Source organism: Rhodanobacter sp. Root480, assembly GCF_001426645.1.
Taxonomy (GTDB): Bacteria; Pseudomonadota; Gammaproteobacteria; order Xanthomonadales; family Rhodanobacteraceae; genus Rhodanobacter; species Rhodanobacter ginsenosidimutans.
Window position 1 is genome coordinate 311,909 of record NZ_LMEX01000003.1, and the last position, 25,018, is coordinate 336,926.

Here is a 25,018-nt window from a genome sequence, read left to right on the forward strand (position 1 = left end):
CGAGGCTGGCGCCTGATCCGGCGCCACAGGCAATGACCGCGCTGGGCGATCGCGACAATGTGGATGTGTCCACGTTGCCGCCTTACGTACTGGCGCTGAAGGAGCGCATTGCCTATCTGCCCGAGGCGCAGGTCGAGCGTGTGCTGCAGGCGTTCCGCATCGGCGCCAAGGCGCACGAGGGCCAATCGCGCAAGAGCGGTGAACCCTACATCACCCATCCAGTGGCCGTAGCCGGCATCCTGGCCGAGCTGGGGCTGGACACCGAAACCATCATCGCGGCGATCCTGCACGACACGCTGGAAGACACCGAGCTAAGCCGCGAGGCGCTGGCCGGCGAATTCGGCGAGGAAGTGGCCGAGCTGGTCGACGGCGTCACCAAGCTCGACAAGATGCGTTTTGGCAGCCGCCAGGAAGCCGATGCGGAAAGCTTCCGCAAAATGCTGCTGGCGATGGCGCGCGACCTGCGCGTGATCCTGATCAAGCTGGCCGACCGCCTGCACAACATGCGCACGCTGGGTGCCAAGGATGCCGCGTCGCGCCGCCGCATCGCCCGCGAAACGCTGGAGATCTACGCCCCGATCGCGCAGCGCCTGGGCATGAACAAGTTCAAGGCCGAACTGCAGGACCTGGGTTTCCGCACGCTCTATCCCGACCGCTACCGGGTGATCCGCGAGCGCATACGCGCCGCGCTGGGCAACCGCCGCGAAGCGATGGGCAAGATCGAGTCGGCGCTGGCCGCGCGGTTGGCTTCCGATCACCTCACCGTGCGCGTGGTGGGGCGGATCAAGTCGCCGTGGAGCATCTATTCGAAGATGCGCAACGAGCACAAGAGCTTCGCGCAGTTGATGGACGTGTACGGCTTCCGCGTCATCACCGACAGCGTGATGAGCTGCTACATGGCGCTGGGCGTGGTGCACGCGCTGTACAAGCCGGTCGACCGGCGCTTCAAGGATTTCATCGCGATCCCCAAGGCCAACGGCTACCAGTCGCTGCACACCGTGCTGCTGGGGCCGTTCGGCGCGCCGATCGAAGTGCAGTTGCGCACCGCCGAGATGGACTCGTTCGCTGAAAGCGGCGTGGCCGCGCACTGGGCCTACAAGACCGAAAGCAGCCCCGCCAACAGCGCGCAGGCGCGGGCGCGCGAGTGGCTTTCGTCGCTGGCGGATAGCCAGATGAACACCACCTCGTCGTCGGAGTTCATCGAGAACGTCAAGATCGACCTGTTCCCCGACGAGGTCTACCTGTTCACGCCGCGCGGCGACATTCTGTCGCTGCCGCGCAACGCCACCGCGCTGGATTTCGCCTACGCCGTGCACACCGACGTGGGCGACCACGCCGTGGCCGCGCGCGTGGACAAGAAACTGCTGCCGCTGCGCGCGCGGCTGGAGTCCGGCCAGCTGGTGGAGATCATCACCGCGCCATCGGCCCTGCCCAACCCGGCCTGGCTGGAATCGGTGGTCACCGGCAAGGCGCGCACCGCGATCCGCCAGTACCTGAAACACCTGCAACACGAGGACGCGGTGGATTTCGGCCACCGCATGCTCGACCGCGCACTCGATGCGCGCGGCAGCAGCCTGGACGACATCACCGCCACCGTGCTCGACCGTTTCCTGGAAACGTCCAAGCTGAAGCGGCTGGAGGAGCTGCTGTCGGATATCGCACTGGGCAACCGCATGCCCGACGTGGTGGCCGGCCAGCTGCTGAAGTTGCGCGGCAAGCGCAAGGGCGAGGCACTGCCGACGGTACTGCACGCGCACGAGAACATCCGCATCACCGGTGCTGAACGTGGCGTGCTGAGCTTCGCCAATTGCTGCCACCCGCTGCCTGGCGACGACATCATCGGTTACCTCTCTTCGGGCAAGGGCATCGTGGTGCATCGCGAGGAATGCCCGAACGTGGTCGAGTTGCGCAAGTCGCCCGAGCGTTGCGTGGCGATCGAATGGGACCGCGACGTGCAGGGCGATTACCGCGCCGAACTGCGCATCGAGGTGATCAACCGCACCGGCGTGCTGGCCACCATCGCCGCGGCCATCGCGGCAGCCGATTCCAATATCGAGAACGTGGAATACGTCGAGCGCGACGCCGCGGCCGCCACCCTGGTGTTCGCGATCGAGGTGAGGAGCCGCAAGCATCTGGCCGACGTGATCCGTCGCGTGCGCCGCACCGGCGTCGTCAGCGGGGCGTACCGCTACCCGCTGTAGGGGCCGGGATTGGGGATTCGCAAAAGCGATTGCCCGCCCGCTGCCGATGTGTGGGAGCGACTTCAGTCGCGATGCTTTTGCACCGGGACTCGAGATTGGGAACGGCGGATTCGCAAAAGCCTCAGCCGCGCCTTTTCGCGCACAGGGTGCGCTCCTACAATGGCCGTTTCACCATCCGAGGCCGCCCATGTCCAGTTCCGTCATCGCCACTACCGAGGCGCCCGCCGCGATCGGCCCGTATTCGCAGGCCGTGCGTGCAGGCAACACCGTGTATTTTTCTGGCCAGATTCCGCTTGATCCGGCCACCGGCGCGCTGGTCGAGGGTGACATCACCGTGCAGACGCGGCGCGTGTTCGACAATCTGGTTGCGGTGGCGAAGGCCGCTGGCGGTTCTCTGTCGCAGATCGTGCGGGTGGGCATCTACGTCACCGACCTGGCGAATTTCGCTGCCGTCAACGCGGTGATGGCCGAGTATTTCCAGCAGCCGTATCCGGCGCGTTCCACCATCGAGGTTTCGGCGTTGCCCAAGGCGGCGCAGGTGGAAGTCGACGCCGTGATGGTGCTGGGCTGATCGCCAGCCAGGGTCTGCGCTGACGCGTGGCTGCGACAGCGGGTCCGCGCGCGATGTGCCGCCTCGGCTAGGCTTGCCAGATGGCTCCCCGTCATCCCGTCGCTGCCGCAGAACCGGGCCTTGCACCGGTGTCGACCGTACCCGGTGTCGGCCCCGCGCTGGTGAAAACGCTGGCGCGACTGGGGCTGGAGCGGGTGCAGGATCTGTGGTTCCACCTGCCGCTGCGCTACGAGGACAAGACCCGCGTCACCGCGATGGCCGACCTGCGTGCTGGCGAGCGGGCGCAGGTTGAAGGCGTGGTGGAGGCGGTGGAGCGCGGCTTTCGCTACCGCCCGCAGTTGAAGGTGGCGATCGACGACGGCAGCGGGCATACGCTGTTGCTGCGGTTTTTCCATTTCAATCGTGCCCAGGCCGAACAACTGGTGCCGGGCACGCGGCTGCTTTGCTATGGCGAGATACGCCATGGCGCGCATGGGCTGGAAATGGTCCATCCGCAATATCGCCGGCTGGACGGCAACGACGCGGTGGCCGTCGACGAAGTGCTCAGTCCGATCTATCCCACCACCGAAGGGCTCGGCCAGAAGCGTCTGGCTGGCGTGATCGGCAAGGCGCTGGCGCTGCTGCCGCCCGCATCGCAACTGGAACTGATTCCGCCCGCGCTGTGCGCCGAGCACGGCCTCACGTCGCTGCGCGAGGCGCTGCTCTACGTGCACCGGCCGCCACCGGACGCACCGCTGGCGCAACTCGTGCTGGGGCGGCATCCGGCGCAGCAGCGGCTGGCGTTCGAGGAATTGCTGACCCAACACCTGAGCCTGCGACGCATGCGCGAGGCCGTGCGCATGCGGCATGCGCCGCCGCTGGTCGTCGACCCCACGCTGCAGCGCCGCTTTCTGGCCACGCTGGCGTTCAAGCTTACGCGGGCGCAGCAACGGGTAAGTGCCGAGGTGGCGCAGGACCTGGCGCAGACCAAACCCATGCTGCGCCTGGTCCAGGGTGACGTCGGCAGCGGCAAGACGGTGGTGGCGGCGCTGGCGGCGCTGGCCGCGGTGTCCTCGGGCCATCAGGTGGCCTTGATGGCGCCGACCGAATTGCTGGCCGAACAGCATCTGCACAATTTCCGGCAATGGCTGCGGCCGCTGGGCATCGAGGTGGAGTGGCTGGCCGGCAAGGTCACCGGCAAGGCGCGGCGACAGGTGCTGGAACGCGTGGCGCAGGGCGCACCGGTGCTGGTCGGCACGCATGCGCTGATGCAGGAGGGCGTGAATTTTCACCGACTTGGCCTGGTCATCGTGGACGAGCAGCACCGCTTCGGCGTGCAGCAGCGGCTGGCGTTGCGCGACAAGGGCATGACCGGCGCGAATGACCCCGAGGCCGTGGCGATCGATGGCGCCGAGCAGGTACCGCACCAGCTCGTGCTCACCGCCACGCCCATACCGCGCACGCTGGCGATGAGCGCCTACGCCGACCTCGACGTTTCATCGATCGACGAACTGCCGCCCGGACGCACGCCGGTACAGACCATCGCGATCTCCAACGCGCGGCGTTTCGACGTGATCGAGCGGGTCCAGGCCGCCTGCGCCGAAGGGCGGCAGGTGTACTGGGTGTGCACCCTGATCGAGGAATCCGAACAACTGCGCGCGCAGGCGGCGGAAGTGGCGCACGCGGAGCTTTCCGCGGCTATCGGTGAAACCCGCGTCGGGCTGATCCACGGCCGCATGAAGCCGGCGGAAAAACAGCGGGTGATGGATGCGTTCAAGGCCGGCCAGCTCGCCGTGCTGGTCGCCACCACCGTGATCGAAGTGGGCGTGGACGTACCCAACGCCAGCGTCATGGTGATCGAAAACAGCGAGCGCCTGGGCCTGGCGCAGCTGCACCAGTTGCGCGGACGCGTGGGCCGCGGTGCCGTCGCCTCCAACTGCGTGTTGCTTTACCAACCGCCGCTGGGGCAGCTGGCGCGCGAGCGCCTGCAGGTGATGCGCGACAGCAACGACGGCTTCCGCATCGCCGAGAAGGATCTGGAACTGCGCGGCCCCGGCGAAGTGCTGGGCACCCGCCAGACCGGTCAGCTGAGCTTCCGCATCGCCGACCTGGCCCGCGATGCCCACCTGTTGCCCGCCGTCCAGCAAGTGGGTCAGAACATGCTGGCCGATCATCCGCAGCAGGCCAGCCAACTCATCGAACGATGGATCGGCGGTGCGGCGCGTTATGCGCATGCGTGATGGGTAGGGAATGGGGCGGGAAATGGGGGGTTGAGAATGGGAAATTGGAAAGGCGTCGTACCCCATCACCGATCACCCTGAGCGTAGCTGCGCAGCAGCGGAGTCGAAGGGCGACCTGCAGCAAGGCTTCGACTTCGCCGCTTCGCGGCTACGCTCAGCCTGAACGAACCGAGGACGGGCGCTGGTTGGCAAATGCAGAGCATCCAGACGACCGTGATGTATCGGAGTCCGCTGCCGCCACCCAACATGCACCCACTACACTGCACTTCATTACTGCGAGATCCTGATGTCCCGACCGCAATTGCTGATCGATACCGACCCTGGCGTGGACGATGCGCTGGCGATTCTGATGGCGCATGCCGATGCCGATATTGCCGCACTCAGCATCGCCGCCGGCAATGTCGGCCTGGCGCATACCGTGCGCAATGCATGCACCCTGGTCGACCTTCTTGGCAGCGCCACGCCGGTGTTTGCCGGCTGCGCCACGCCGCTGGTGCGTGCGCCGGCGGAGGACGCCGCGTTCGTGCACGGCCATGACGGTTTCGGTGATATCGGCTTTCCGGTGCCGACGGCGGTCGTGGCCGATGAGCCTGCCGCGCTGGCTCTGCTTCGACTAACCCGCGAGCGCCCCGGCGAGCTGACCCTGGTGGCGCTGGCGCCGCTGACCAACCTGGCGCTGGCGCTGCGGCTCGACCCCACGCTGCCGCAGCGGGTCGCGCGGCTGGTGGTGATGGGCGGCGCGGTCACCGGGCACGGCAATACCGGCATGATCCCGACCGAATTCAATGTCGGTTTCGATCCGGAAGCGGCACACGTCGTGTTCGAGGCGTTTCCGTCGTTCGACCTGGTCGACTGGGAGGCTACGTTGCGACATGCCTTTGATGAAGAGACATTCGACGCATGGCTGCAGGCCGGCGATCATCGTGCCGATTTTTACGGCCGTATCGCGGGTACCGCACGGGCGTTCAATCGCAAGCACGATCGACGCGGCATCATCGCCGCCGATGCGCTGGCGATGGCGGTGGCGATCGATCCCACGATCATCACCCGCAGCGAGAAGCGCGCCGTCGCGGTGGAACTCGATGGCCGGCTCACCCGCGGCGCCACCGTAGTGGACTGGGCGCGCCGGCTCGGCGTGCCGGCCAACGCGAACATCGTGCTGGAGGTCGATCAGGCGCGTTTTGGTGCCATGGTGCGGCGAGCCCTGGGGGCCCCGGAGCGGTAGCGTGCGCGCCGCAACCGGCCTCGGCTTGCGGTGATTGCCATCAGGCGGCTACAATGCCGCTCTTTTCTTCCGCCGCTTTGAGCACGCCATGAAGCCCGATATCCATCCGAACTACACCCCGGTGGTGTTCCAGGATCTGTCGTCCGACTTTGCCTTCCTGACCAAGTCGACCATTTCCAGCAAGGAAACCATCAAGTGGGAGGACGGCAACGAGTATCCGCTCGTCAAAGTGGATATCTCCAGCCACTCGCACCCGTTCTACACCGGCAAGCAGAAGTCGCTGGACGTTGGCGGCCGCGTCGACAAGTTCCGTCGCCGCTACGCGGGCACTGTCAAAGAGTAATGCCGCCGGGGTTGCCGACATGGGCAACTCGTCAGGCCGGGCACGGGGCGAGCATCGACTCGCCCCGTGCTTTTTTGTGCGCGTCGTTCCCCCGTTTGCCTGCGGATGCGCGTGGATCGTTGTGCGATAATGGCGCTTTTCCTGACGCCCCCGCGTCTGCCGCATCGCATGCGTAACCCAGGCGATGCCCACCATTCCCCCGCTGAAAGGCGTCGCTTTTGCGGCTCGCCCTCGCGATGAACTTTTGTGAAGGAGGTTTCCGTGTCCACTCCCAAGATCGTCAAACTGCTGGATGAATCGAATCAGCGCAGCAGCGAGCTGCCGCTGATCAGCGGCACCCTGGGGCCGGCTTGCATCGACATCGGCACGCTGTACAAGGACACCGGCCACTTCACCTTCGACCCGGGTTTCGCCAGCACCGCCAGCACCAAGAGCGCGATCACCTATATCGACGGCGACAAGGGCGTGCTGCTGTATCGCGGCTACCCGATCGAACAGTTGGCGGCGAACTCCAGCTTCCTCGAAGTGGCTTACCTGCTGCTCAATGGCGAACTGCCCAACGCGGCCGATTTCGACAAGTTCGAGCACGACGTCTCGCATCACACGATGATGCACGAGTCGCTGAAGAACTTTTTCCAGGGCTTCCACCACGACGCCCATCCGATGGCGATGCTGGCCGCGTCGATAGCGTCGCTGTCGGCGTTCTATCACGACGACCTGAATGTCGATGACCCGGTCGACCGCAAGATGGCGGCGATCCGCCTGATCGCGAAAATGCCCACGATTGCGGCCGCCTGTTACCGCTATTCGATCGGCTGGCCGTTGCGCTATCCGCGCAACAACCTGGAGTACGTCGATCGCTTCCTGCACATGATGTTCGAGGTGCCCAGCGAGCCGTTGCAGATGAGCCCGGTCGCGGCCAAGGCGCTGGACCTGCTGTTCATCCTGCACGCCGACCACGAGCAGAACGCGTCCACCTCGACCGTGCGCCTGGTCGGTTCCACTGGCGCCAACCCGTACGCGTCGATTGCCGCCGGCATCACCGCGTTGTGGGGTCCGGCGCATGGCGGCGCCAACGAGGCGGTGCTCAAGCAGCTGGAGGAAATCGGCACGCCGGACAACGTCGAGTCGGCGATCCTGCGCGCCAAGGACAAGAACGACAGCTTCCGCCTGATGGGCTTCGGCCACCGCGTCTACAAGAACTTCGACCCGCGCGCCAAGATCATTCGCGAGATGTGCCACAAGGTGCTGGCCGAGCTGGGCGTCAAGGACCCGCTGCTGGACGTGGCGCTGAAGCTGGAAGAGGCCGCGCTGAAGGACGATTACTTCGTCGAGCGCAAGCTCTACCCGAACGTGGATTTCTACTCCGGCCTGATCTACAAGGCGCTGGGCATCCCCACCGAGATGTTCACCGTGATGTTCGCCATCGCGCGCACCGCCGGCTGGATCGCGCACTGGATCGAACAGCACGAAACCCCGGGGTCGCGTATCGGTCGTCCGCGCCAGATCTATACTGGCGCCGACGTGCGCGATTACGTGAGCGTCGACAAGCGCTGAGCAACCGCGCCATCGCATGAGCAAACGCCCCGGTTAGCCGGGGCGTTTGCGTTTGGGGGTGAGAAAGCGTGCGCTTTACCGGCGCTGGCTGGCGTTGGCCAGCATGCGTTCCAGTTGGTCGCTGTCGTCGTCCCCCGACAGCAAGGTTTCCACCGCCGCCAGCGAGGCGCGGCGCATCGGCTTCTCGTCGATGCGGTCCAGCGGCGCCTGGCGCAGCGCGTTGCGCGGCAATACGGTGAGGTCGAACGGCAAGCCGTCGGCGACGAACAGCAACACCGGGTACTCGGCCTGGTCGGTTCGGGTCACGCGCAACCGCCGGGTCTGGGTTTCGGCCGGGACGCCGTGGTCGTGCAGGAACAGGGCCACCGCGTCGGGATCGTCGCTGAACACGTGCAGGCAAACCGCCGAGTGCTCGTCGGCGGTGCCTTCCAGCACGGCGCCCACCAACCGCGGTTCGAAAACCGCCAGGAACCGCATCGCCTCGACCGCCGCCTCGCGCCGCTGTTGCAAGGACTGCGGCTGGCTGTCGGCCAGAAACAGCCGCTGGCGTTCGCGCAGCGCCTCTTCGATTTCCTGATTGCGCGGCAGCGCCTGGGTTTCCAGGATGCCCAGTCTTTCGGCCGCCTTGGTCTTGGCGCGGTGGAAATCCCGGATGCCATGCTCGCTCATCAACCGCGCTGCTTCCTGGGCGACCAGCAGGCGGCTGCGCTGCAGGCGGTCATGCGCATGAATGCGGTGATGCTCGCCTCGGGTCATGTTCAATCTCCGTTGCGTGGTGGACGGCTCCATCCGCTCGTTCGTGCCGCTCGTTCGCGCCGCGTGTGCCGGTGGTGTGCCATCGTGTTCGCTGGCGAAACCACCCTACCACCGCCGCGTGTCGTGTTGAATCGTCGGCGACGGTGTGCGCCGGGATACATGACCACGGCGCGGCGTCGGCTTCGTCCACGGCGCCGTCAGAAGATGTCGTAGGCGCGCTGCTGTTCCTGCTCCTTCTGCTGTTGCGCCTGCGCGCGCAGGCGATCGACATCCTCCACCTTGAAGATTTCGCTGATGCCATTGGGGTCGTCGGACGCGGTGGGCAGCCCGTTGCCGCGGTTGATCGTGATCGTCGTGATGCCCGGCGGCATCGGCAGCGCGTTCGATGGCAGGTCCTTGAGCACGCTGCCCATGTAATCCATCCAGATGGGCAGCGCAGCCTTGGCCCCGAACTCGCCCCGGCCCAGCGAATCGTAGTTGTCGAAACCCACCCACACGGCGGTGGAAACGTCGCCGTTGAAGCCCACAAACCAGGCGTCGTGATGATCGTTGGTGGAGCCGGTCTTGCCGGCCAGGTCGTCGCGCTCGAGTGCGCGCGCGGCGGAGCCGGTGCCGCGCAGGATCACGTCCTTCATCAACGAGGTGATCAGGAAATCGTTGCGCGGGTCCAGCACGCGCGGTGCCAGGATCGGCGGGTGGTTGCTGTCGCCGTGCGCATCCGGCGGCAGGATGGCGTCACCTACCGCATCGATGCCGTCCTCGCCGGCGGCGGATGCCGATGCGGCGTGGGCCACATCGTTGGCCGGGGTCGCGGTCATGTTGGTCGGCGGCGGTCCGGCGACGCTGGTATCCAGCAGGCGCTCCTGGCAATCGCGGCACGCGCGCGCCGGGTTGGCCACGTAGATGGCCGTGCCGCTGCGGTCATCGATCTCGCTGATGAAGTACGGCGTCACCAGGTAGCCGCCGTTGGCGAATACCGCGTAGCCGCGCGCCATGCCCATCGGCGATACCGACGCGGTGCCCAGCGCCATCGACAGGTTGGCGGGGATGGCGTCGAGCGCGAAGCCGAAGCGGGTCAGGTATTCGCGCGTGTAGCGCACGCCGATGGCCGCCAGCAGCCGGATCGAGACCAGGTTCTTCGACTGCACCAGTGCCTCGCGCAAGCGCATCGGGCCGGCGAACTTGCCGTCGTCGTTGTTGGGCGTCCACAGGCCGCCGGGGCGGGAAGGATCGGGCAGGGCCAGCGGGGCGTCGTTGATGATCGACGCCGGCGTGAAGCCATGGTCGAGCGCCGCCGAGTAGAGATACGGCTTGAAGCTGGAGCCTGGCTGGCGCGCGGCCATCACCGCGCGGTTGAACTTGCTGCGCATGAAATTGAAGCCGCCCACCAGCGCCTGGATCGAGCCGTCCTCGGGGCTCACCGAGGCCAGTGCGCCTTGCACCGATGGAATCTGCGCCAGTTGCCACGCGCCCTTGTCATCATGTGACAGCCGCACGATGTCGCCGCGCTTGATGACGCTGTCCACCGATGTCGGCGTGGCACCGACCCGGCTGTCGCTCAGATGGGGCCTGGCCCAGCTGACGGCGTCCAGTGACAACTCGACATGTTCGCCGTTGCGCAGGTAGACCGTGGCGCCATGGGCGCTGCTGGCGGTCACCAGGCCCGGTTCCAGGGTGGAGATATCGGTGTAGCCCGCCAATGCCTGCTTGTAATCGGAGGGGCCTGCGTTGGCGGGCAGGTCCTGATGGGCCTCCGCACCACGCCAGCCGTGGCGATGGTCGTACGCCACCAGGCCACGGCGCAGCGCATCCACCGCCGCTTGCTGGCGATCGCTGCGCAGGGTGGTCTTGACCACGTAGCCTTCGGTCAGCGCGTCATTGCCCAGGCGGTCCAGCACCTGGCGCCGGACCATTTCGGCGAGGTACGGCGCATCCAGTTCGATCGGCTGCTCGTGCGGCGCGCCGTGGTTCGGCTCGGCCCGCGCCTGCTCGTATTGCTCCTCGGTGATGTAGCCGTGGCGGCGCATTTCACTCAGCACCCAGTTGCGTCGCGCAAGCATGCGCTTGGGGCTGTTGATCGGATTGACCGCCGACGGTAACTGGAAACTCGACGCAATCGCGGCGCATTCGGCGACCGTCAGCTGGTCTAGGGTCTTGCCGTAATAGTACGAAGCGGCCGCGGCCACGCCGTACGAGCGGTGGCCGAGAAACATCTTGTTGAGGTACAGGTCGAGGATCTGGTCCTTGCTGAGCTCCTGCTCCATGCGAAGCGCGATGAAGATCTCGGTGATCTTGCGCGAATACAGCTTCTCGGGGCTGAGGAAGAAGTTGCGGGCGACCTGCTGGGTGATGGTCGACCCGCCCGAGCCCTTGTCGCCGCCCGTCTCGATCACGTGCCAGGCGGCGCGCACGATGCCGTGCCAGTCCACGCCGGGGTGATGGTAGAAATCGGCATCCTCGGCCGACAGTACGGCGTGCTTCAGCCGGTCCGGCACGTTGCCGATATCCACCGGTATGCGTCGCGTTTCACCGAAGCTGGCAATCAGTTTGCCATCGGCGCTGAGCACGCGCAGCGGCACCTGCATGTGATAGTCCTTGAGCACCTCGACGGAGGGCAACCGCGGCGCGATCAACCAGTACGTCACGCCAACGGCAAGGATGGCCAGCAGAAAACCGGAGAAAGCCAGGACCAGTGCCCAGCGCAACAGACGCTTCAAAATATGCATGGATGCGGTTAGCGAGACTTGAGTCAAAACATGCCAGAGTATAGATGTTGCAGTATTGAAGGCGTTCCGGCGCCGAGCAGGCCGGGGGATACGCAGGATGGCACGGGGGCGCAAAGCTGGAGCCGGGTTGCCGGGGGATCGCTCAACTGTGGCGCCTATCACGAGAATTGCTTGAGAAAGTTCGCGTAGGCCGTTGCCATTACGTAAATTTTTCGATTTAATGCCTTGGCGTACCGACCGGGATTCCGGTCCGGGCGTCAGGGGCAGGGGGGAAACACCGTGGGTCTCTTTACACCCAAGAAGCCGGCATTGATTGGTGTCGACATCAGCTCGACGGCGGTCAAGCTGCTGCAGCTCAGTCAGGCGGGCGGGCGTTTCCGCGTGGAGCACTACGCGGTCGAGCCGTTGCCACCCAATGCGGTGGTCGAGAAGAACATCGTCGAGGTCGAGGCGGTCGGCGACGCCATCCGCCGCGCCATGGCGCGCTCGGGCAGCAAGGTGAAGCACGCGGCAGCGGCGGTAGCGGGGTCGGCGGTCATCACCCGCATCATCCCGATGGCGGCCGAATTGTCCGATGACGACCTGGAAGGGCAGATACAGGTCGAGGCCAACCAGTACATCCCCTACCCGATCGAGGAAGTCAGCCTCGACTTCGAAGTCATCGGTCCGGTTCGCGACAACGCCGACATGAACAACATCCTGCTGGCCGCCTCGCGCACCGAGAACGTCGACATGCGGGTGGCGGCGCTGGATCTGGGCGGGCTTACCGCCAACGTGATCGACGTCGAGGCGTTCGCGATGGAAAACGCGTTCGCCATGGTCGCCGACCAGATGAACGTGGCGCGCGATGCGCTGGTGGCAGTGGTCGATATCGGCGCCACCATGACCACGCTGTCGGTGCTGCGCAACCAGCGCACCATCTATTCGCGCGAGCAGGTCTTCGGCGGCAAGCAGCTGACCGACGAAATCATGCGCCGCTACGGCCTCTCCTACGAAGAGGCCGGCCGCGCCAAGCGCAAGGGCGGCTTGCCCGAGTCGTACGCCAGCGAAGCGCTGGACCCGTTCAAGGAATCATTGGTGCAGCAGGTTAGCCGGCTCATGCAGTTCTTCTTTGCCGGCAGCGAGTACAGCAAGGTCGACCAGGTGATGCTGGCTGGCGGTTGCGCTTCCATCGAGGGGCTGGCGCCGATGCTGCAGGAGCAGTTGGGCGTGCCGTGCGTGGTCGCCAATCCGCTGGCCCGCATGTCGCTGGCGCCGCGGGTGCAATCGCAATCGCAATCGCTGGCCCAGGACGCGCCATCGCTGATGATCGCGGTCGGCCTCGCGCTGAGGAGCTTCGACTGATGGCACACGTCAACCTACTTCCCTGGCGCGTCGAACGTCGCAAGCAGCGCGAGCGCGAGTTCTACATGCAGCTGGGCGCCGCCGCCGTGGCCGCCGTGCTGGTGGTGCTGTTGTGGATGTTCTGGATGGGCCAGCGCATCGACAACCAGAACGAGCGCAACGGCTATCTGCAGACCGAGATCAAGCAGCTGGATGTACGAATCGCCAAGATCAAGGATCTGGAAAAAGTGCGCCAGCGCCTGCTGGCCCGCAAGGAAATCATCGAGCAGCTTCAGGCCGATCGCTCGCAGATGGTGCACCTGTTCGACGAACTGGTGAAAACCATCCCCGCCAGCGTGCGCCTGACCAGCCTCAAACAGGGCGGCCAGTCGATGACGCTCAATGGCGCGGCCCAATCCAATGCCAGCGTCGCCGAGTACATGCGCAACATCGAAGCATCCCCCTGGATGGGGCACGCCGACCTCAGCAAGACCGAAAACAGCCACAACGCCACGCGCATGCCCTACAACTTCGGCCTGACCGTGGCCTTGAACAGGCCAAAGACCGACGAGGTTGTGGCCGGTGACAATGCGCCGGCCGACGCCGCCAGCGCCCCCGCGCCAGCCGACAAGAAAGCGGCGACCGGAGGAACTCACTGATGAAGTTCTTCGACGACATCCGCAATCTCGACCGCAACAATGTTGGCGGCTGGCCATCCTCGGTAAAGATCTTCTTCACCGGCTTGCTGTTCGTGGCCATCGTGTTCATCGGCTGGTACGTGTCCGTCAGCAACCAGCAGGACGAACTGGCCACGCTGGCCACCAAGGAAGTCCAGCTCAAGAAGGACTTCGCTTCCAAGCAGGCCAAGGCGGTCAATCTCGAAGCGTTGCAGACGCAGCTCGACGAGATGCAGGACATGCTGCGGCAGCTGCTGCGCCAGTTGCCCAGCAAGACCGAGATGCCCGAGCTGCTGGTCGACATTTCGCAAACCGCGCTGTCGACCGGCCTGCAGACCGAGTTGTTCCAGCCGGGCAATGAAACCAAGAAGGACTTCTACGCCGAGAAGCCCATCACCTTGCGCATGAGTGGTACCTACCACCAGTTCGGTGCCTTCATCAGCGGTGTGGCTTCGCTGCCGCGGGTGGTCATCCTCACCCTGCACGATGTGTCGCTTACGCCCAAGAGCCCGTCCAAGGCCGGCGGTGCCTCCGATGGCCAGTTGGTGTTGCAGGGGACGGTAAAGACCTATCGTTATCTTGACGATGACGAAAGCGCCGAGGCCAAGTCGACGCACAAGAAGAAGGCCGGGGGGCGGAAATGACCAAGTTTGCTGCCATCAAGCCGGGCCGGGCCGCAGGGGTGTTGCTGATGCTGGCCGCTGCGCTGGTGCTGAGCGGATGCACCCGCGGCATGTCCGACCTGCGCGACTGGGTCGCCCAGGAAAAGGCGCGCAAGGGTCAGCCGATCCAGCCGTTGCCGGTGATCAAGACGTTCGAGACGTTCAAGTACAACGACCAGGATCGGCGCGACCCGTTCAGTCCCAGCGCCACCGAAATGGAAAGCAACGGTGCCACCGCCAGCAGTGGTCCGCGGCCGGATGCCGACCGTGCGAAGGAGCCTCTGGAAGCGTTCGCTCTGGATAGCCTGAAGATGGTCGGCACGATCGGTACCGGGCCAGGCGCCATCGCACTGGTGAAGGACCCGAGCCGGGTGATCCATCAGGTGCACCGCAACGAGTACATGGGCCAGAACTACGGACGCGTGACCGCCATCAGCGAGGACCACATCGAGCTGGTCGAGCTGATTTCGAATGGCAATGGTGGCTGGATGGAACGTCCTGCCAGCATCGCGCTCGGCGAGCAATAGGAATACAGGGGCTGATGCCAATGACCAACGAAATCCAATCCGTCCGGGGCCGTGTAATGCGCCATGCCACTCGCTACCTGCTGACCGGCCTACTGCTAGCCGGCACAACCTGGGCCAGCACGGCCATGGCGGCCAGCAACACGTTGAAAGACATCAGCTACGACACCTTGCCGGGCGGTGCGGTTGAGCTTCACCTCAACTTTGCCAATGGCGCCGTGCCGCAGCCGAAGTTCTTCACCACCGATACGCCACCGCGCATCGCCGTGGATTTTGCCGATACCGACAACGCGGCGCAGCGGCATCTCGCCATCGGCAAGGGCTCCACCTCGGGCGTCACCGCCGTGTCGGCCGGTGGCCGCACGCGGGTGGTGGTCGAGTTGATGCAGGCATCCACCTATCGGTCAAGCGTCAAGGGCAACAGCCTGCTGTTGACGATCAACAACGGTACCGCCGACCAGTCCATCACCACCGCAGCCACCATCGATCCGTCGAAGGCGTTGCCATCGTCGATGAACGGTCCGGCCATCAGCAACATCGATTTCCGCCGCGGCCCTGACGGTGAGGGCAAGGTGCTGATCACCTTCAGCGGCAGCGGCGCCAATGCCGAAATGGTGCACAAGGGCGACAAGGTGCTGGTCGACATCGACCACGCCACCTTGCCCCCCAACCTGGCCCAGCGGCTGGATACGCTGGACTTCGCCACGCCGGTGCAGTCCATCGTCACCCGCGGCGGCAAGGTGGGCGGCGTCCATATGGAGATCTCGGTTAAGGGCGAGGTGGAGACGTCGTCCTACCAGAGCGGCAACCAATTCGTCGTCCAGGTCGCTCCGCACCGCGCCGAAACCAAGCCCGATGCCTTGACCAAGGCCGGTGCGCCGCCGGTGTACAACGGCAAGCGCGTGACCTTCAATTTCCAGGACATCCCGGTGCGTTCGGCGCTGCAGTTGATCGCCGATATCTCGGGCCTCAACCTGGTCGCGTCCGACAGCGTGGGCGGCAGCGTCACGCTGCGGCTGGTCAACGTGCCCTGGGATCAGGCGCTGGACGTGATCCTGCGGGCCAAGAGCCTGGACAAGCGCCGTGACGGCAACGTGGTGTGGATCGCCCCGCAGCAGGAGCTGGCCAAGTACGAGGACGACGTTGCCCAGGCGCGCCTGAAGGCGCAGGACAACGCCGAACTGATCACCACCTACATCCCGATCAGCTATGGCAAGGCGGCCGACATCGCCAAGTTGCTGACCACCGGCAGCATGCAGGGCGGCGGTGGCTCCAGTACCGGTGCAGGCGCTTCCCGCGGTTTTCTGTCACGCCGCGGCAGCGTGTCGTACGACGAACGCACCAACACCTTGCTGCTCAATGACACCCCCGAGAAGATCGAGCAGTTGCACCTGCTGATCGCGAAACTGGATCGTCCGGTGCAGCAGGTGCTGATCGAGTCCCGCATCGTGGTGGCCAACGACGACTTCACCCGCGAACTGGGTGCCAAGTGGGGCGTGTCCGGTGTGCAGTCCAACAGCAACAACCTGATCACCCTCGCTGGCAGGGGGGCCGATGCACAGAAGTACGGCGTCGATGTCCACAACCGCAACGTCAACTACAACAACGCGGTCACCGATTGGCTGGCCAACGGCGGGACCGGTGCCCCGCCGCATCCGGGTGCGGTCACGCTGCCTACCGGCGGCCTGAACGTGAACCTGCCCGCCGGTGGCGCGACCAGCGGCTTCGGTCTGGCCATCCTGGGCGCCAACTACGCCCTCGACCTCGAGCTGTCGGCGGCACAGACGGAAGGCCGCAGCGAAGTCATCTCCAGCCCGCGCGTGATCACCGCCAACCAGCAGGAAGCCGTAATCCGCCAGGGTCAGGAAGTGGGCTACGTGACCTTCCAGAACAGCGGCGGCGCCGGGGCCGGCTCGGGTAGCGGCACCGCCACGGTGCAGTTCAAGGATGCGGTGCTGGAGTTGAAGGTGACGCCGACGATCACCGCCGACAATCGCGTCTACCTGATGATCAACGTGAAGAAGGACGCCATCGCCGGTTACGTGCCGGTGCCGGGCGGCGGCCAGATCCCGACCATCGACACCCGCGAGATCAACACCTCGGTGCTGGTGGACAACGGGCAGACCGTGGTGCTGGGTGGCATCTACGAGATCAACAAGGCCAACTCCACGTCCAAGGTGCCGGGCCTAGGTGATATTCCCGGTCTTGGTGTGCTGTTCCGCAAGACCTCGCGCAACGAGAGCAAGGCCGAGTTGCTGATCTTCGTGACACCGCGCATTCTCAGCGAGACCTTGCAGTAAAGCGGGCTTGCCCACGCAAGAAAAAGGCGGCTTCGGCCGCCTTTTTCTTGCCGGTTGTCCGTGTCGATTAAACTTCCGGCCATCATCGTGGTCAGTTGCACGCCTGCGCCTGCCGGCGTTGCATTCCCGCCGCGTACCGAACCCATCGGCAAAGGCAGCGCCGTTCGCGTCTCTTGAACGGCAACGCGGTTCAATCGTGCAGGTGCGAGGCCATCGGCCCTGCTCCCGCCTGCCGCAGGCATCCAAGCCAGCAAAAACGGAATCGATGATGGATATGCCCGAAACGCCCGCACTGAACCCCTTGCAGCAATCCTTTGCGCAATTGCGCGACGACCTGCAGCGCTGCATCATCGGTCAGCCGCATCTGATCGACTGCCTGCTGATCACCTTGCTGGCGGACGGACACCTGCTGGTGGAGGGCGCGCCGGGCCTGGCCAAGACCACCGCGGTGAAGGCGCTGGCGGCGCGGATCGAGGCGGACTTTCACCGGGTGCAATTCACGCCCGACCTGCTGCCGGCCGACCTCACCGGCACCGACGTTTTCCGACCGCAGACGGGCAGCTTCGAGTTCGAACGTGGGCCGCTGTTCCACAACATCGTGCTGGCCGACGAGATCAACCGCGCGCCAGCCAAGGTGCAGTCGGCACTGCTCGAAGCGATGGCCGAACAGCAGATCACGGTGGGCCGCGCCACCTGGCATCTGCCGGACTTGTTCATGGTGATGGCCACGCAGAACCCGATCGAGCAGGAAGGCACGTTCGCGTTGCCGGAGGCGCAGCTCGATCGCTTCCTGATGCACGTCACCATCGGCTATCCGGATGCCGCCGCCGAGCTTGCCATCCTCAAGCTGGCACGCGAACAGGCCAACCGCCACGCGCATCCCGTCGCCACCACGCCCGCGCTGCTGAGCCAGGCCGACGTGTTTGCCGCGCGCGACGCGGCCATGGCCGTGCACATGAGCCCAGCGCTGGAGGAATACCTCACCCAGCTGGTGCTGGCCACGCGCGATGCCGGCCGTTATGGCGCCGAGCTGAAGCGCTGGATCGCGTGGGGTGCCAGCCCGCGCGCCACCATCGCGCTGGATCGCTGCGCCCGCGCCCGCGCCTGGCTGGCCGGGCGCGACTACGTGTTGCCAGACGATGTGCACGGCATCGCACATGAAGTACTGCGCCACCGGGTGCTGCTGAGCTACGAGGCCGAAGCCGAGGGCATCCGGCCCGACCAGGTGATCGCCCGTCTGCTGGATCTCGTGCCGCTGCCGTGAACGCCGTCGCAGCACCACGCCCCGATGGCGACGGCCGCAGCAGCGTGTCGCTGGCCGAGTTGATCGTGCTGCGGGCGCGGGTCGGGCGTGCGCGCATGGCGCCCATGTCCAGCCATGCCGCGCGCAGCGGACAGCAGTCCAGCCTTCTATACGGCCGTGGCATGGATTACGCCGAGTCGCGCGTCTACCAGGCCGGCGACGATGTGCGCCGGCTGGACTGGCGGTTGACCGCGCGCAGCGGAAAGCTGCATACCAAACTGTTCCAGGAGGATCGCGAGGGCTGCCTGATGATCCTGCTGGATACCCATGCCAGCATGCGTTTCGGTACCCGCCGGCGCTTCAAGTCGGTACAGGCGGCGCGGCTTGCGGCATGTGCCGCGTGGTATGCGGCACGTGCGGGCGAGCGGGTCGGGATCATGGCGTTCGGCCAGGTCGATGCACTGCTGCGGCCGCGATCCGGTGCGCGCGGCGCGCTGGCAGTCTGCGGCGCGCTGGCCGAATGGGATCTTCAAGGCGAACAGCAGCCAGAGCGCGCCGAGCCACTCTCCGATGCGTTGTTGCGCACCAGTCGGTTGTTGCATGGCGCGAACCGCGTGTTGCTGATCAGCGACGGCTTCAGTTGCGATGCGGACGCACGCCAGCGATGGCTGGCCCTGCGCCAGCACGTCGGCGCCAGCGTACTGGTCGTGGCCGACGCCCTGGAGCAATCGCTGCCGCCGTCAGGCCGTTATCCCCTCGAGCATGCGGGCGAACGTTACGACGTGGTGTTGCATGGCGAACGCCAGCGCCGCGCCTTCCAGCAGACGCTGGGTGCGGGTAGCGCGCGGCTCGGGCAACTGGCCCAGTCAACCAATACACGCTGGCAAAACGTGGACACGCAGACAGATCCGCTGACGGCCGTGTCCGCCGTGCTGGGTTCGGCAAAGGGGGCGAGATGATGGCCTCGATCGCCACGCCCGCATCCGCCGCCTCAACGCAAGGCCCCGCGCTGCGCGATATCCATCTGCCGCCCGAACCTTCCTGGTGGCCGCCCGCACCGGGATGGTGGGTGTTTGCCGTGTTGGTTCTCGTGGGTATTTCACTGGTGGTGTGGGGCTGGCGCAGGCATCGGCGAACGGTGCGTCGGCGTCAACACATCCTGGGCGAACTGGAGCTGGTGGCGACACAGTACGGGAAGGATGGCAACGCCGCTGCGCTGGCCGGCGGCATCCAGCAATTGTTGCGGCGGGTAGCGCGTCTACACGTACCGGCGGCCGCACAACAACGCGGTGAGGCATGGCGTCAGACGCTGGCGCGGATGCCGCTGGATGCCGGTGCGATGGACACTCTGGTGACGCTGGATCGGCACATCTATCAACCGGGCCCGTTCGATCACACGGCAGCGCTGCATGCTGCGCGGGAATGGTTGCGGCTGGCGTTGCGCGACAAATATTGGAAGCGCCGCAATCGCGCGGTGGCCGATCCGGTGCCGGAGTCGAGCCATGTTTGAGTTTGCCTGGCCCTGGGTCGCCGTGCTGCTGCCGTTGCCGTGGCTGCTGCGTCGTTTTGTGCGCGCGGCGGCGCCGGTGCAGGCGCTGCATCTGCCGCAGCCGGGCGTGCAACTGTCGCGTACCGCCGGGCAGGCGACACGCGGGATGATGCCGTGGCTCCTGGCGCTGGCATGGTTGTGCTTGCTGGCGGCGGCGGCGCGGCCGCAGTGGATCGGGCCACCGCAGGCGCAGCAGCGCAGCGGTCGGGCGCTGATGATGGCGGTGGATCTATCCGGCAGCATGCAGACCGATGACATGGAACTGGCCGGCCACCGGGTCAGCCGCTTCGGCGCGGTGGAAGCGATCGCGGGTGATTTCATCAGCCGCCGCAGTGGTGACGAACTGGGCTTGATCCTGTTCGGCAGCCAGGCGTTCCTGGTGACGCCGCTGACCTACGATCTCGGCGCCGTGCGCGCGCAGTTGCAGGGTGCCGCGGTCGGCCTGGCCGGCACCGAGACGGCGATCGGCGACGCCATCGCGGTGGCAGTGAAACGCCTCGCCGCACTGCCCGAACCGGCACGCGTGCTAGTACTGCTCACCGACGGCGTCAACAATGCCGGCAGCATCGAGCCGCGCGATGCGGCGCGCGCCGCCAAGGCCGCCGGCGTGCGCATCTACACCATCGGCATCGGCGCCACGCGGATGCGTGTGCCCGGTTTCTTCGGCAGCCAGTTGGTGAATCCGTCGGCCGACCTGGACGCCGACATGCTCACCGCGATTGCGAAGCAGACCGGCGGTCGCTTCTTCCGCGCCACCGACAGCGATGAATTGGCCGACGCGTACCGGGCGATCGATGCGCTGGAACCGATGCCCCAGCACGGCCCCGCACTGCGGCCCCGCCACGAATGGTTCCGCTGGCCGTTGGGCGCGGCGGTGATCCTGCTGTTGCTGGCGATGGCGTCACGGCGAGATGCGCGACCGCTGGAGTCGGCCGCATGAACCAGGTCGTGCAGAATTTTCATTTCCTGCAGCCGTGGTGGCTGGCCGCGTTGCTGTTGCTGCCGTTGTGCTGGTGGCTGGGCGCGCGCCGCGGTTCGGCGCAGCGCGAACTGTCACGGCTGGTCGATGCGGAGTTGTTGCCGCATCTGCTGCAGGGGCGCGCCGGTTCATCGCGCTTGCCGTTATGGCTGTTTGCCGCGGGCTGGACACTGGCGGCGCTGGCCATGGCCGGCCCGACCTGGAGCCAGGTGGAGCAACCGCTGTACGCCAAGCGCGCGGCGCAGGTGGTGGCGATCTCGCTGTCCCAGCGCATGCTGGCGCAAGACGTTGCCCCCAGCCGCATCGCGCGGGCGCGTTTCAAGGTGCACGACCTGCTGGCCAGTAACCGCGACGGGCTGAACGCGCTGATCGGCTACGCCGGCGAGGCCTTCGTGGTGGCGCCGCTGACCACCGACGTCCACAGCCTGGACGATCTGCTGGACGCGATGGCGCCCGACACCATGCCGGTCGATGGCAATGATGCGGCGCGTGCCATTGAACGCGGCATGGCCCTGATCAAGGGCGCCAAGGTGGCGAACGCCTCGCTGGTGCTCGTCACCGACCAGGCCGATGACGCCGCGCAAACCGCAGCACGCGCCGCGCGCGCGGCCGGCGTGCGCGTGTCGGTGCTGGGCGTGGGCACCACGCAGGGTGGTCCCGTGCCGCTGGCCGATGGTTTCCTGCACGATGGCCAGGGTCATCTGCTGCTGGCCAAACGCGACGACGCCGCGCTGGCTGCGCTGGCCGCCGCCGGCGGTGGCAACTACGTGCCGATGAGCGCCGACGGTACCGATGTGCAGGCCTTGCATGGCTTGTTGCGTACCGCGTCCGGCACCGTGCCGACGACCCAGAAGGGCGATCAGTGGCTGGATCAGGGCGCGTGGCTGCTGTTGCCGTTGCTGTTGATTGCGGCGCTGGCGTTCCGTCGTGGCTGGTTGTTGCTGCTGCCGTTGATCCTGCTGCCCTGCCTGCCCACCACGGCGCAAGCCGGCACCTGGCAGGACTGGTGGCAGCGGCCGGACCAGCAGGCGGCGCAGGCGCTGCAGCAAGGCAAGCCGAAACAGGCGCAGCAACTGGCCCGCGATCCGCAATGGCGCGGTGCCGCCGCCTACCGCGCAGGCGATTACGCCGCGGCGACCAAAGCGCTGGAAAAGGCACCGGGTAGCGATGCAGCCTACAACCTCGGCAACGCGCTGGCGCGCCAGGGTCAGTATCCGCAGGCCATCGAGGCGTACGACCGCGCATTGAAAATCGATCCGGCCAACGCCGACGCCGAGGCCAACCGCAAGGCGGTGGAAGACTGGCTGCGCCAGCAGCAGAAGAAACCGCCGTCGGACAAATCACAGTCCCAGGCTGGTAAGCAGGGTGACAAGAACTCGCCCTCCCAGAACCAGAATGGAAAGGGCCAGAACGGTCAGGACAAGAACAAGCAGGAGAACCCGGACTCCTCACAAGGCTCCGAGGGAAAGCCGCCGCCGAAGTCGTCGGAAAAGAGCCAGGGCGAACAGGGCAAGTCGAAGCCGGGAGCCGCCAAGCCAGCCGAAAAAGACGGCCAAAACGCTGATTCGGATGCAGGCAAATTGGACCAGGACAAGGCGCAGGATGCAGGCAAGGACGCCGGCAACAACTCGCCGGACAAGCCCGCATCGCCGCCATCGGCTGAGCAAAAGGCGCGTGCGGAACAGGCGCAGCAGGCGTTGAAACAACAGATGGACGACGCGCTGGCCGGGTCGAAGAAAGGCGATTCGCCGCCCACGCATCAGCTGGGCGCGGTCGGCGACGAGGATGCCGGTTCCAAGTTGCCGGCCGATCTGCGCCAGGCGCTGCAACGTGTGCCGGATGATCCGGGCGCCTTGCTGCGGCGGAAATTCGAACTGGAATATCAGCAGCGCCATGGCGGCGCATCGAACGAGGATGCCCAACCGTGAAATTCCGTCACCTGCTGGCCTTGCTGCCGTGGTTGCTGATGCCCGCGTTGAGCCACGCCGCCAGCGTGCAGGCCACGCTCAACCGCAGCACCGTGCAATTGGGCGAAACCGTCACCCTCAACCTGCGCATCAACGATTACAACGGCAACCTGCCCACACCGGATCTCAGCGCGCTGAACCGGGATTTCAGCATCCTGGGCACGTCACAGAATCGCAGCCTCAGCATCATCAATGGCAGCCGCACATCCGAGCTGACCCTGGGCGTGGCGCTGCGGCCACGGCATACCGGCACCCTGCAGATTCCCGCCCTGACACTGGCCGGCATGCAGACCGCGCCACTGCAATTGCAGGTTGACCCTGCCGATCCGAACACGGCCAGCACCGCACAGGGCGACGTGTTCATGGAGGCGCAGGTCGAGCCGAACCATGCCTATGTGGGGCAGCAGCTGAGCTACGTGGTGCGGCTGTATTACGCGGTCGACCTCAGTGGCGGTTCGCTCGACACGCCGCAGATCGACGGTGTGCAGGTCAGCCGCATTGGCGATGATCTCAAGTACAGCACCCAGCGTGGTGGCCGCTCCTACAGCGTGCTGGAACGTCGTTTTGCGTTGACACCGCAGCGGGCCGGCCACATCGAGATTCCGCCGCTGGAGTTCCAGGGCGAGATGGTCGACCCACGCGACCCGAACAGCTTTTTCGGGGCCAGCACGCCGGTGAGTGCGAGTGCGCCGGCCGCGTCGGTCGAGGTCAAGGTCGCGCCGGCGGACTGGGGCAAGAGCGCGTGGCTGCCGGCGCGCGAGCTGACCTTGACGCTGAGTGGATGGCCCGACAGCAGCGATCAGGTGCGGGTGGGGCAACCGATCAACCTGCGCATGAAGCTGCGGGCCACCGGCATTCCCTTCGAAGCCTTGCCCGCGCTCAGCTTGCCCCAGATCGACGGCGCCACGGTGTACCCGGACAAGCCGGTGACCGGCACCGACAACGACGGGCGCTGGCTGAAAGGGCATCGCGAGCAGGCGTTCGCCGTGGTGCCCACCCGTGCCGGCACGCTGACCCTGCCTGCCACCACGCTGAAGTGGTGGAACGTGCAGACCAACTCGGAGGCGGTGGCGCGCATCCCCGCGCGCAGCGTGACCGTGCTGCCGGCCGCTGGCGCGGCAAGCGCGGCTGCGGTGCCGCCCTCGGCAACCACGGCAGATGGCGCAACGGCATCACCATCGGTACCCGCGGCCGCCGCCGGTGCCGCGCCGTGGTGGCGTTGGCTGGCGCTGGCCAGCATTGGCCTGTGGCTGCTGAGTGTGCTGGGCTGGCTGCTGTGGCGCTGGCGCCGGCGCGGTACACCGACAGCTTCGACGACCGCCGCTGCCCCGGATACGACGCGGCAGTTGCGGCTGGCGTTTCTCGCGGCGGCTCGTGGCAGCGACACGGCGGCGCAGGTGCGCAGCCTGCTGGCGTGGGCGCGTGCCGAACGGCCTTTGTTGCGGAATCTGGGCGACCTTTCCGCCGCGCTGGCCGACGAAGCGCAGCGCCGCGCGATCGATCGTCTGCAGCAACGCCACTATGCCGGCGCGGCGTCGGGCGAAGATGATCTGGCGGCCGTGTTCAAACGCGGTTTCGTCTGGCGCGCGTCAGGCCCGGCGCCCACCGATCAGGATCTGCCGCCGCTGTATCCGTTCAATCTTCACTGAGCGCCCGGTGCAGGATGGCGGCCATCGCCTCGCTGAAGGCACACAGCTGCACTTCGATGGCCGGAGCATCGGCCAGTTCCGCGCGCACGCTGGCTACGGCAATGCGGGCGGCGGCCTCGGCGGGGTAGCCGTACACGCCGCAGCTGATCGCCGGAAACGCGATCGTGCGCAATCGATGGCCGCGCAGCAATTGCAGCGTGTGGCGATAGCAGTTCGCGAGCAACGCCGGCTCGCCGTGTTGGCCGCCATGCCATATCGGCCCCACGGTATGGATCACATGACTGGCCGGCAGGTCGAAACCAGGCGTGATGCGCGCCTCGCCAGTGGGGCAGCGGACGCCGGGCGCCTGTTCCGGCAGCGCACGGCAGGCGGCCAGCAACTGCGGCCCGGCAGCACGATGGATGGCGCCGTCCACGCCGCCGCCGCCAAGGAGGTCGGGGTTGGCCGCGTTGACAATGGCGTCGACGCTCAGGCGGGTGATATCGGCGGTGATGACATGGATGGGCATAAGGCAACGCTGATCAAGTATCGCCGCCTTAAGGCTTGG

The 25,018-nt window shown here is 66.2% G+C and carries 20 protein-coding genes; 17 read left to right on the forward strand and 3 right to left on the reverse strand.

Annotated features, from left to right (window positions below; genetic code table 11):
- Positions 1 to 32 precede the first annotated feature (32 nt).
- The 6 genes from ASD22_RS14140 (at position 33) to ASD22_RS14165 (ending at position 8,116) form a co-directional block, all read left to right on the forward strand.
- A complete protein-coding gene (locus tag ASD22_RS14140; protein ID WP_056084943.1) occupies positions 33 to 2,201 on the forward strand; it encodes a bifunctional (p)ppGpp synthetase/guanosine-3',5'-bis(diphosphate) 3'-pyrophosphohydrolase in 2,169 nt (722 codons plus the stop codon).
- Between the two features lie 187 nt (positions 2,202 to 2,388).
- The gene (locus ASD22_RS14145; protein WP_056084945.1) at positions 2,389 to 2,772 is read left to right on the forward strand and encodes a RidA family protein; all 384 of its coding nucleotides are present in this window, start codon (positions 2,389 to 2,391) and stop codon (positions 2,770 to 2,772) included.
- 80 nt (positions 2,773 to 2,852) lie between these two features.
- On the forward strand, positions 2,853 to 4,991 hold the full coding sequence (gene recG, locus ASD22_RS14150) for an ATP-dependent DNA helicase RecG (RefSeq protein WP_056084948.1): 2,139 nt from the start codon (positions 2,853 to 2,855) through the stop codon (positions 4,989 to 4,991).
- A 286-nt stretch (positions 4,992 to 5,277) separates the two neighbouring features.
- Positions 5,278 to 6,216: a nucleoside hydrolase gene (locus ASD22_RS14155; RefSeq protein ID WP_056084950.1), complete on the forward strand. Its 939-nt coding sequence runs from the start codon at positions 5,278 to 5,280 to the stop codon at positions 6,214 to 6,216.
- Between the two features lie 88 nt (positions 6,217 to 6,304).
- Entirely contained in the window at positions 6,305 to 6,559 is a 255-nt protein-coding gene (locus tag ASD22_RS14160) for a type B 50S ribosomal protein L31 (protein ID WP_007081159.1), read from the forward strand.
- Between the two features lie 261 nt (positions 6,560 to 6,820).
- On the forward strand, positions 6,821 to 8,116 hold the full coding sequence (locus tag ASD22_RS14165) for a citrate synthase (protein WP_056085183.1): 1,296 nt from the start codon (positions 6,821 to 6,823) through the stop codon (positions 8,114 to 8,116).
- A gap of 75 nt (positions 8,117 to 8,191) precedes the next feature.
- Here ASD22_RS14165 and ASD22_RS14170 read toward each other — a convergent pair whose 3' ends face one another.
- Positions 8,192 to 8,785, reverse strand: a complete 594-nt coding sequence (locus ASD22_RS14170) for a hypothetical protein (protein ID WP_235577657.1) — start codon at positions 8,783 to 8,785, stop codon at positions 8,192 to 8,194.
- A 284-nt stretch (positions 8,786 to 9,069) separates the two neighbouring features.
- Positions 9,070 to 11,598 (reverse strand): penicillin-binding protein 1A, encoded by a 2,529-nt coding sequence (locus ASD22_RS14175; protein WP_056084956.1) that lies wholly within the window; start codon positions 11,596 to 11,598, stop codon positions 9,070 to 9,072.
- 279 nt (positions 11,599 to 11,877) lie between these two features.
- On the opposite strand from ASD22_RS14175, the gene ASD22_RS14180 reads away from it, so the two are divergent.
- From ASD22_RS14180 to ASD22_RS14230, 11 genes are all read left to right on the forward strand, one after another.
- Positions 11,878 to 12,942, forward strand: coding sequence for a pilus assembly protein PilM (locus ASD22_RS14180; protein ID WP_056084959.1), 1,065 nt, complete (start codon positions 11,878 to 11,880; stop codon positions 12,940 to 12,942).
- A complete protein-coding gene (locus ASD22_RS14185) occupies positions 12,942 to 13,580 on the forward strand; it encodes a PilN domain-containing protein (RefSeq protein WP_056084964.1) in 639 nt (212 codons plus the stop codon). Before ASD22_RS14180 ends, ASD22_RS14185 begins: the two co-directional genes overlap by 1 nt.
- The gene (gene pilO / locus ASD22_RS14190; protein ID WP_056084967.1) at positions 13,580 to 14,242 is read left to right on the forward strand and encodes a type 4a pilus biogenesis protein PilO; all 663 of its coding nucleotides are present in this window, start codon (positions 13,580 to 13,582) and stop codon (positions 14,240 to 14,242) included. The genes ASD22_RS14185 and pilO overlap by 1 nt, the downstream gene beginning before the upstream one ends.
- Positions 14,239 to 14,787, forward strand: coding sequence for a pilus assembly protein PilP (locus tag ASD22_RS14195; RefSeq protein ID WP_007081151.1), 549 nt, complete (start codon positions 14,239 to 14,241; stop codon positions 14,785 to 14,787). Before pilO ends, ASD22_RS14195 begins: the two co-directional genes overlap by 4 nt.
- 56 nt (positions 14,788 to 14,843) lie before the next feature.
- On the forward strand, positions 14,844 to 17,084 hold the full coding sequence (gene pilQ, locus ASD22_RS14200) for a type IV pilus secretin PilQ (protein WP_056084969.1): 2,241 nt from the start codon (positions 14,844 to 14,846) through the stop codon (positions 17,082 to 17,084).
- Positions 17,085 to 17,352: 268 nt separating this feature from the next.
- Entirely contained in the window at positions 17,353 to 18,348 is a 996-nt protein-coding gene (locus tag ASD22_RS14205) for a MoxR family ATPase (protein ID WP_056085185.1), read from the forward strand.
- Positions 18,345 to 19,286: a DUF58 domain-containing protein gene (locus ASD22_RS14210; protein WP_056084972.1), complete on the forward strand. Its 942-nt coding sequence runs from the start codon at positions 18,345 to 18,347 to the stop codon at positions 19,284 to 19,286. The genes ASD22_RS14205 and ASD22_RS14210 overlap by 4 nt, the downstream gene beginning before the upstream one ends.
- Positions 19,283 to 19,837 carry a DUF4381 domain-containing protein gene (locus ASD22_RS14215; protein ID WP_056084974.1) on the forward strand — a complete coding sequence of 185 codons (555 nt, stop codon included), beginning with the start codon at positions 19,283 to 19,285 and terminating at the stop codon, positions 19,835 to 19,837. Before ASD22_RS14210 ends, ASD22_RS14215 begins: the two co-directional genes overlap by 4 nt.
- Entirely contained in the window at positions 19,830 to 20,816 is a 987-nt protein-coding gene (locus ASD22_RS14220) for a VWA domain-containing protein (RefSeq protein ID WP_056084976.1), read from the forward strand. The genes ASD22_RS14215 and ASD22_RS14220 overlap by 8 nt, the downstream gene beginning before the upstream one ends.
- Complete coding sequence (locus ASD22_RS14225; RefSeq protein ID WP_056084980.1) at positions 20,813 to 22,783, forward strand: tetratricopeptide repeat protein; 1,971 nt, start codon at positions 20,813 to 20,815, stop codon at positions 22,781 to 22,783. The genes ASD22_RS14220 and ASD22_RS14225 overlap by 4 nt, the downstream gene beginning before the upstream one ends.
- The gene (locus ASD22_RS14230; protein WP_056084984.1) at positions 22,780 to 24,471 is read left to right on the forward strand and encodes a BatD family protein; all 1,692 of its coding nucleotides are present in this window, start codon (positions 22,780 to 22,782) and stop codon (positions 24,469 to 24,471) included. The genes ASD22_RS14225 and ASD22_RS14230 overlap by 4 nt, the downstream gene beginning before the upstream one ends.
- Here ASD22_RS14230 and ASD22_RS14235 read toward each other — a convergent pair.
- A complete protein-coding gene (locus ASD22_RS14235; RefSeq protein WP_056084985.1) occupies positions 24,458 to 24,979 on the reverse strand; it encodes an O-acetyl-ADP-ribose deacetylase in 522 nt (173 codons plus the stop codon). The two genes, ASD22_RS14230 and ASD22_RS14235, sit on opposite strands and share 14 nt — an antisense overlap.
- Between the last annotated feature and the right edge of the window lie 39 nt (positions 24,980 to 25,018).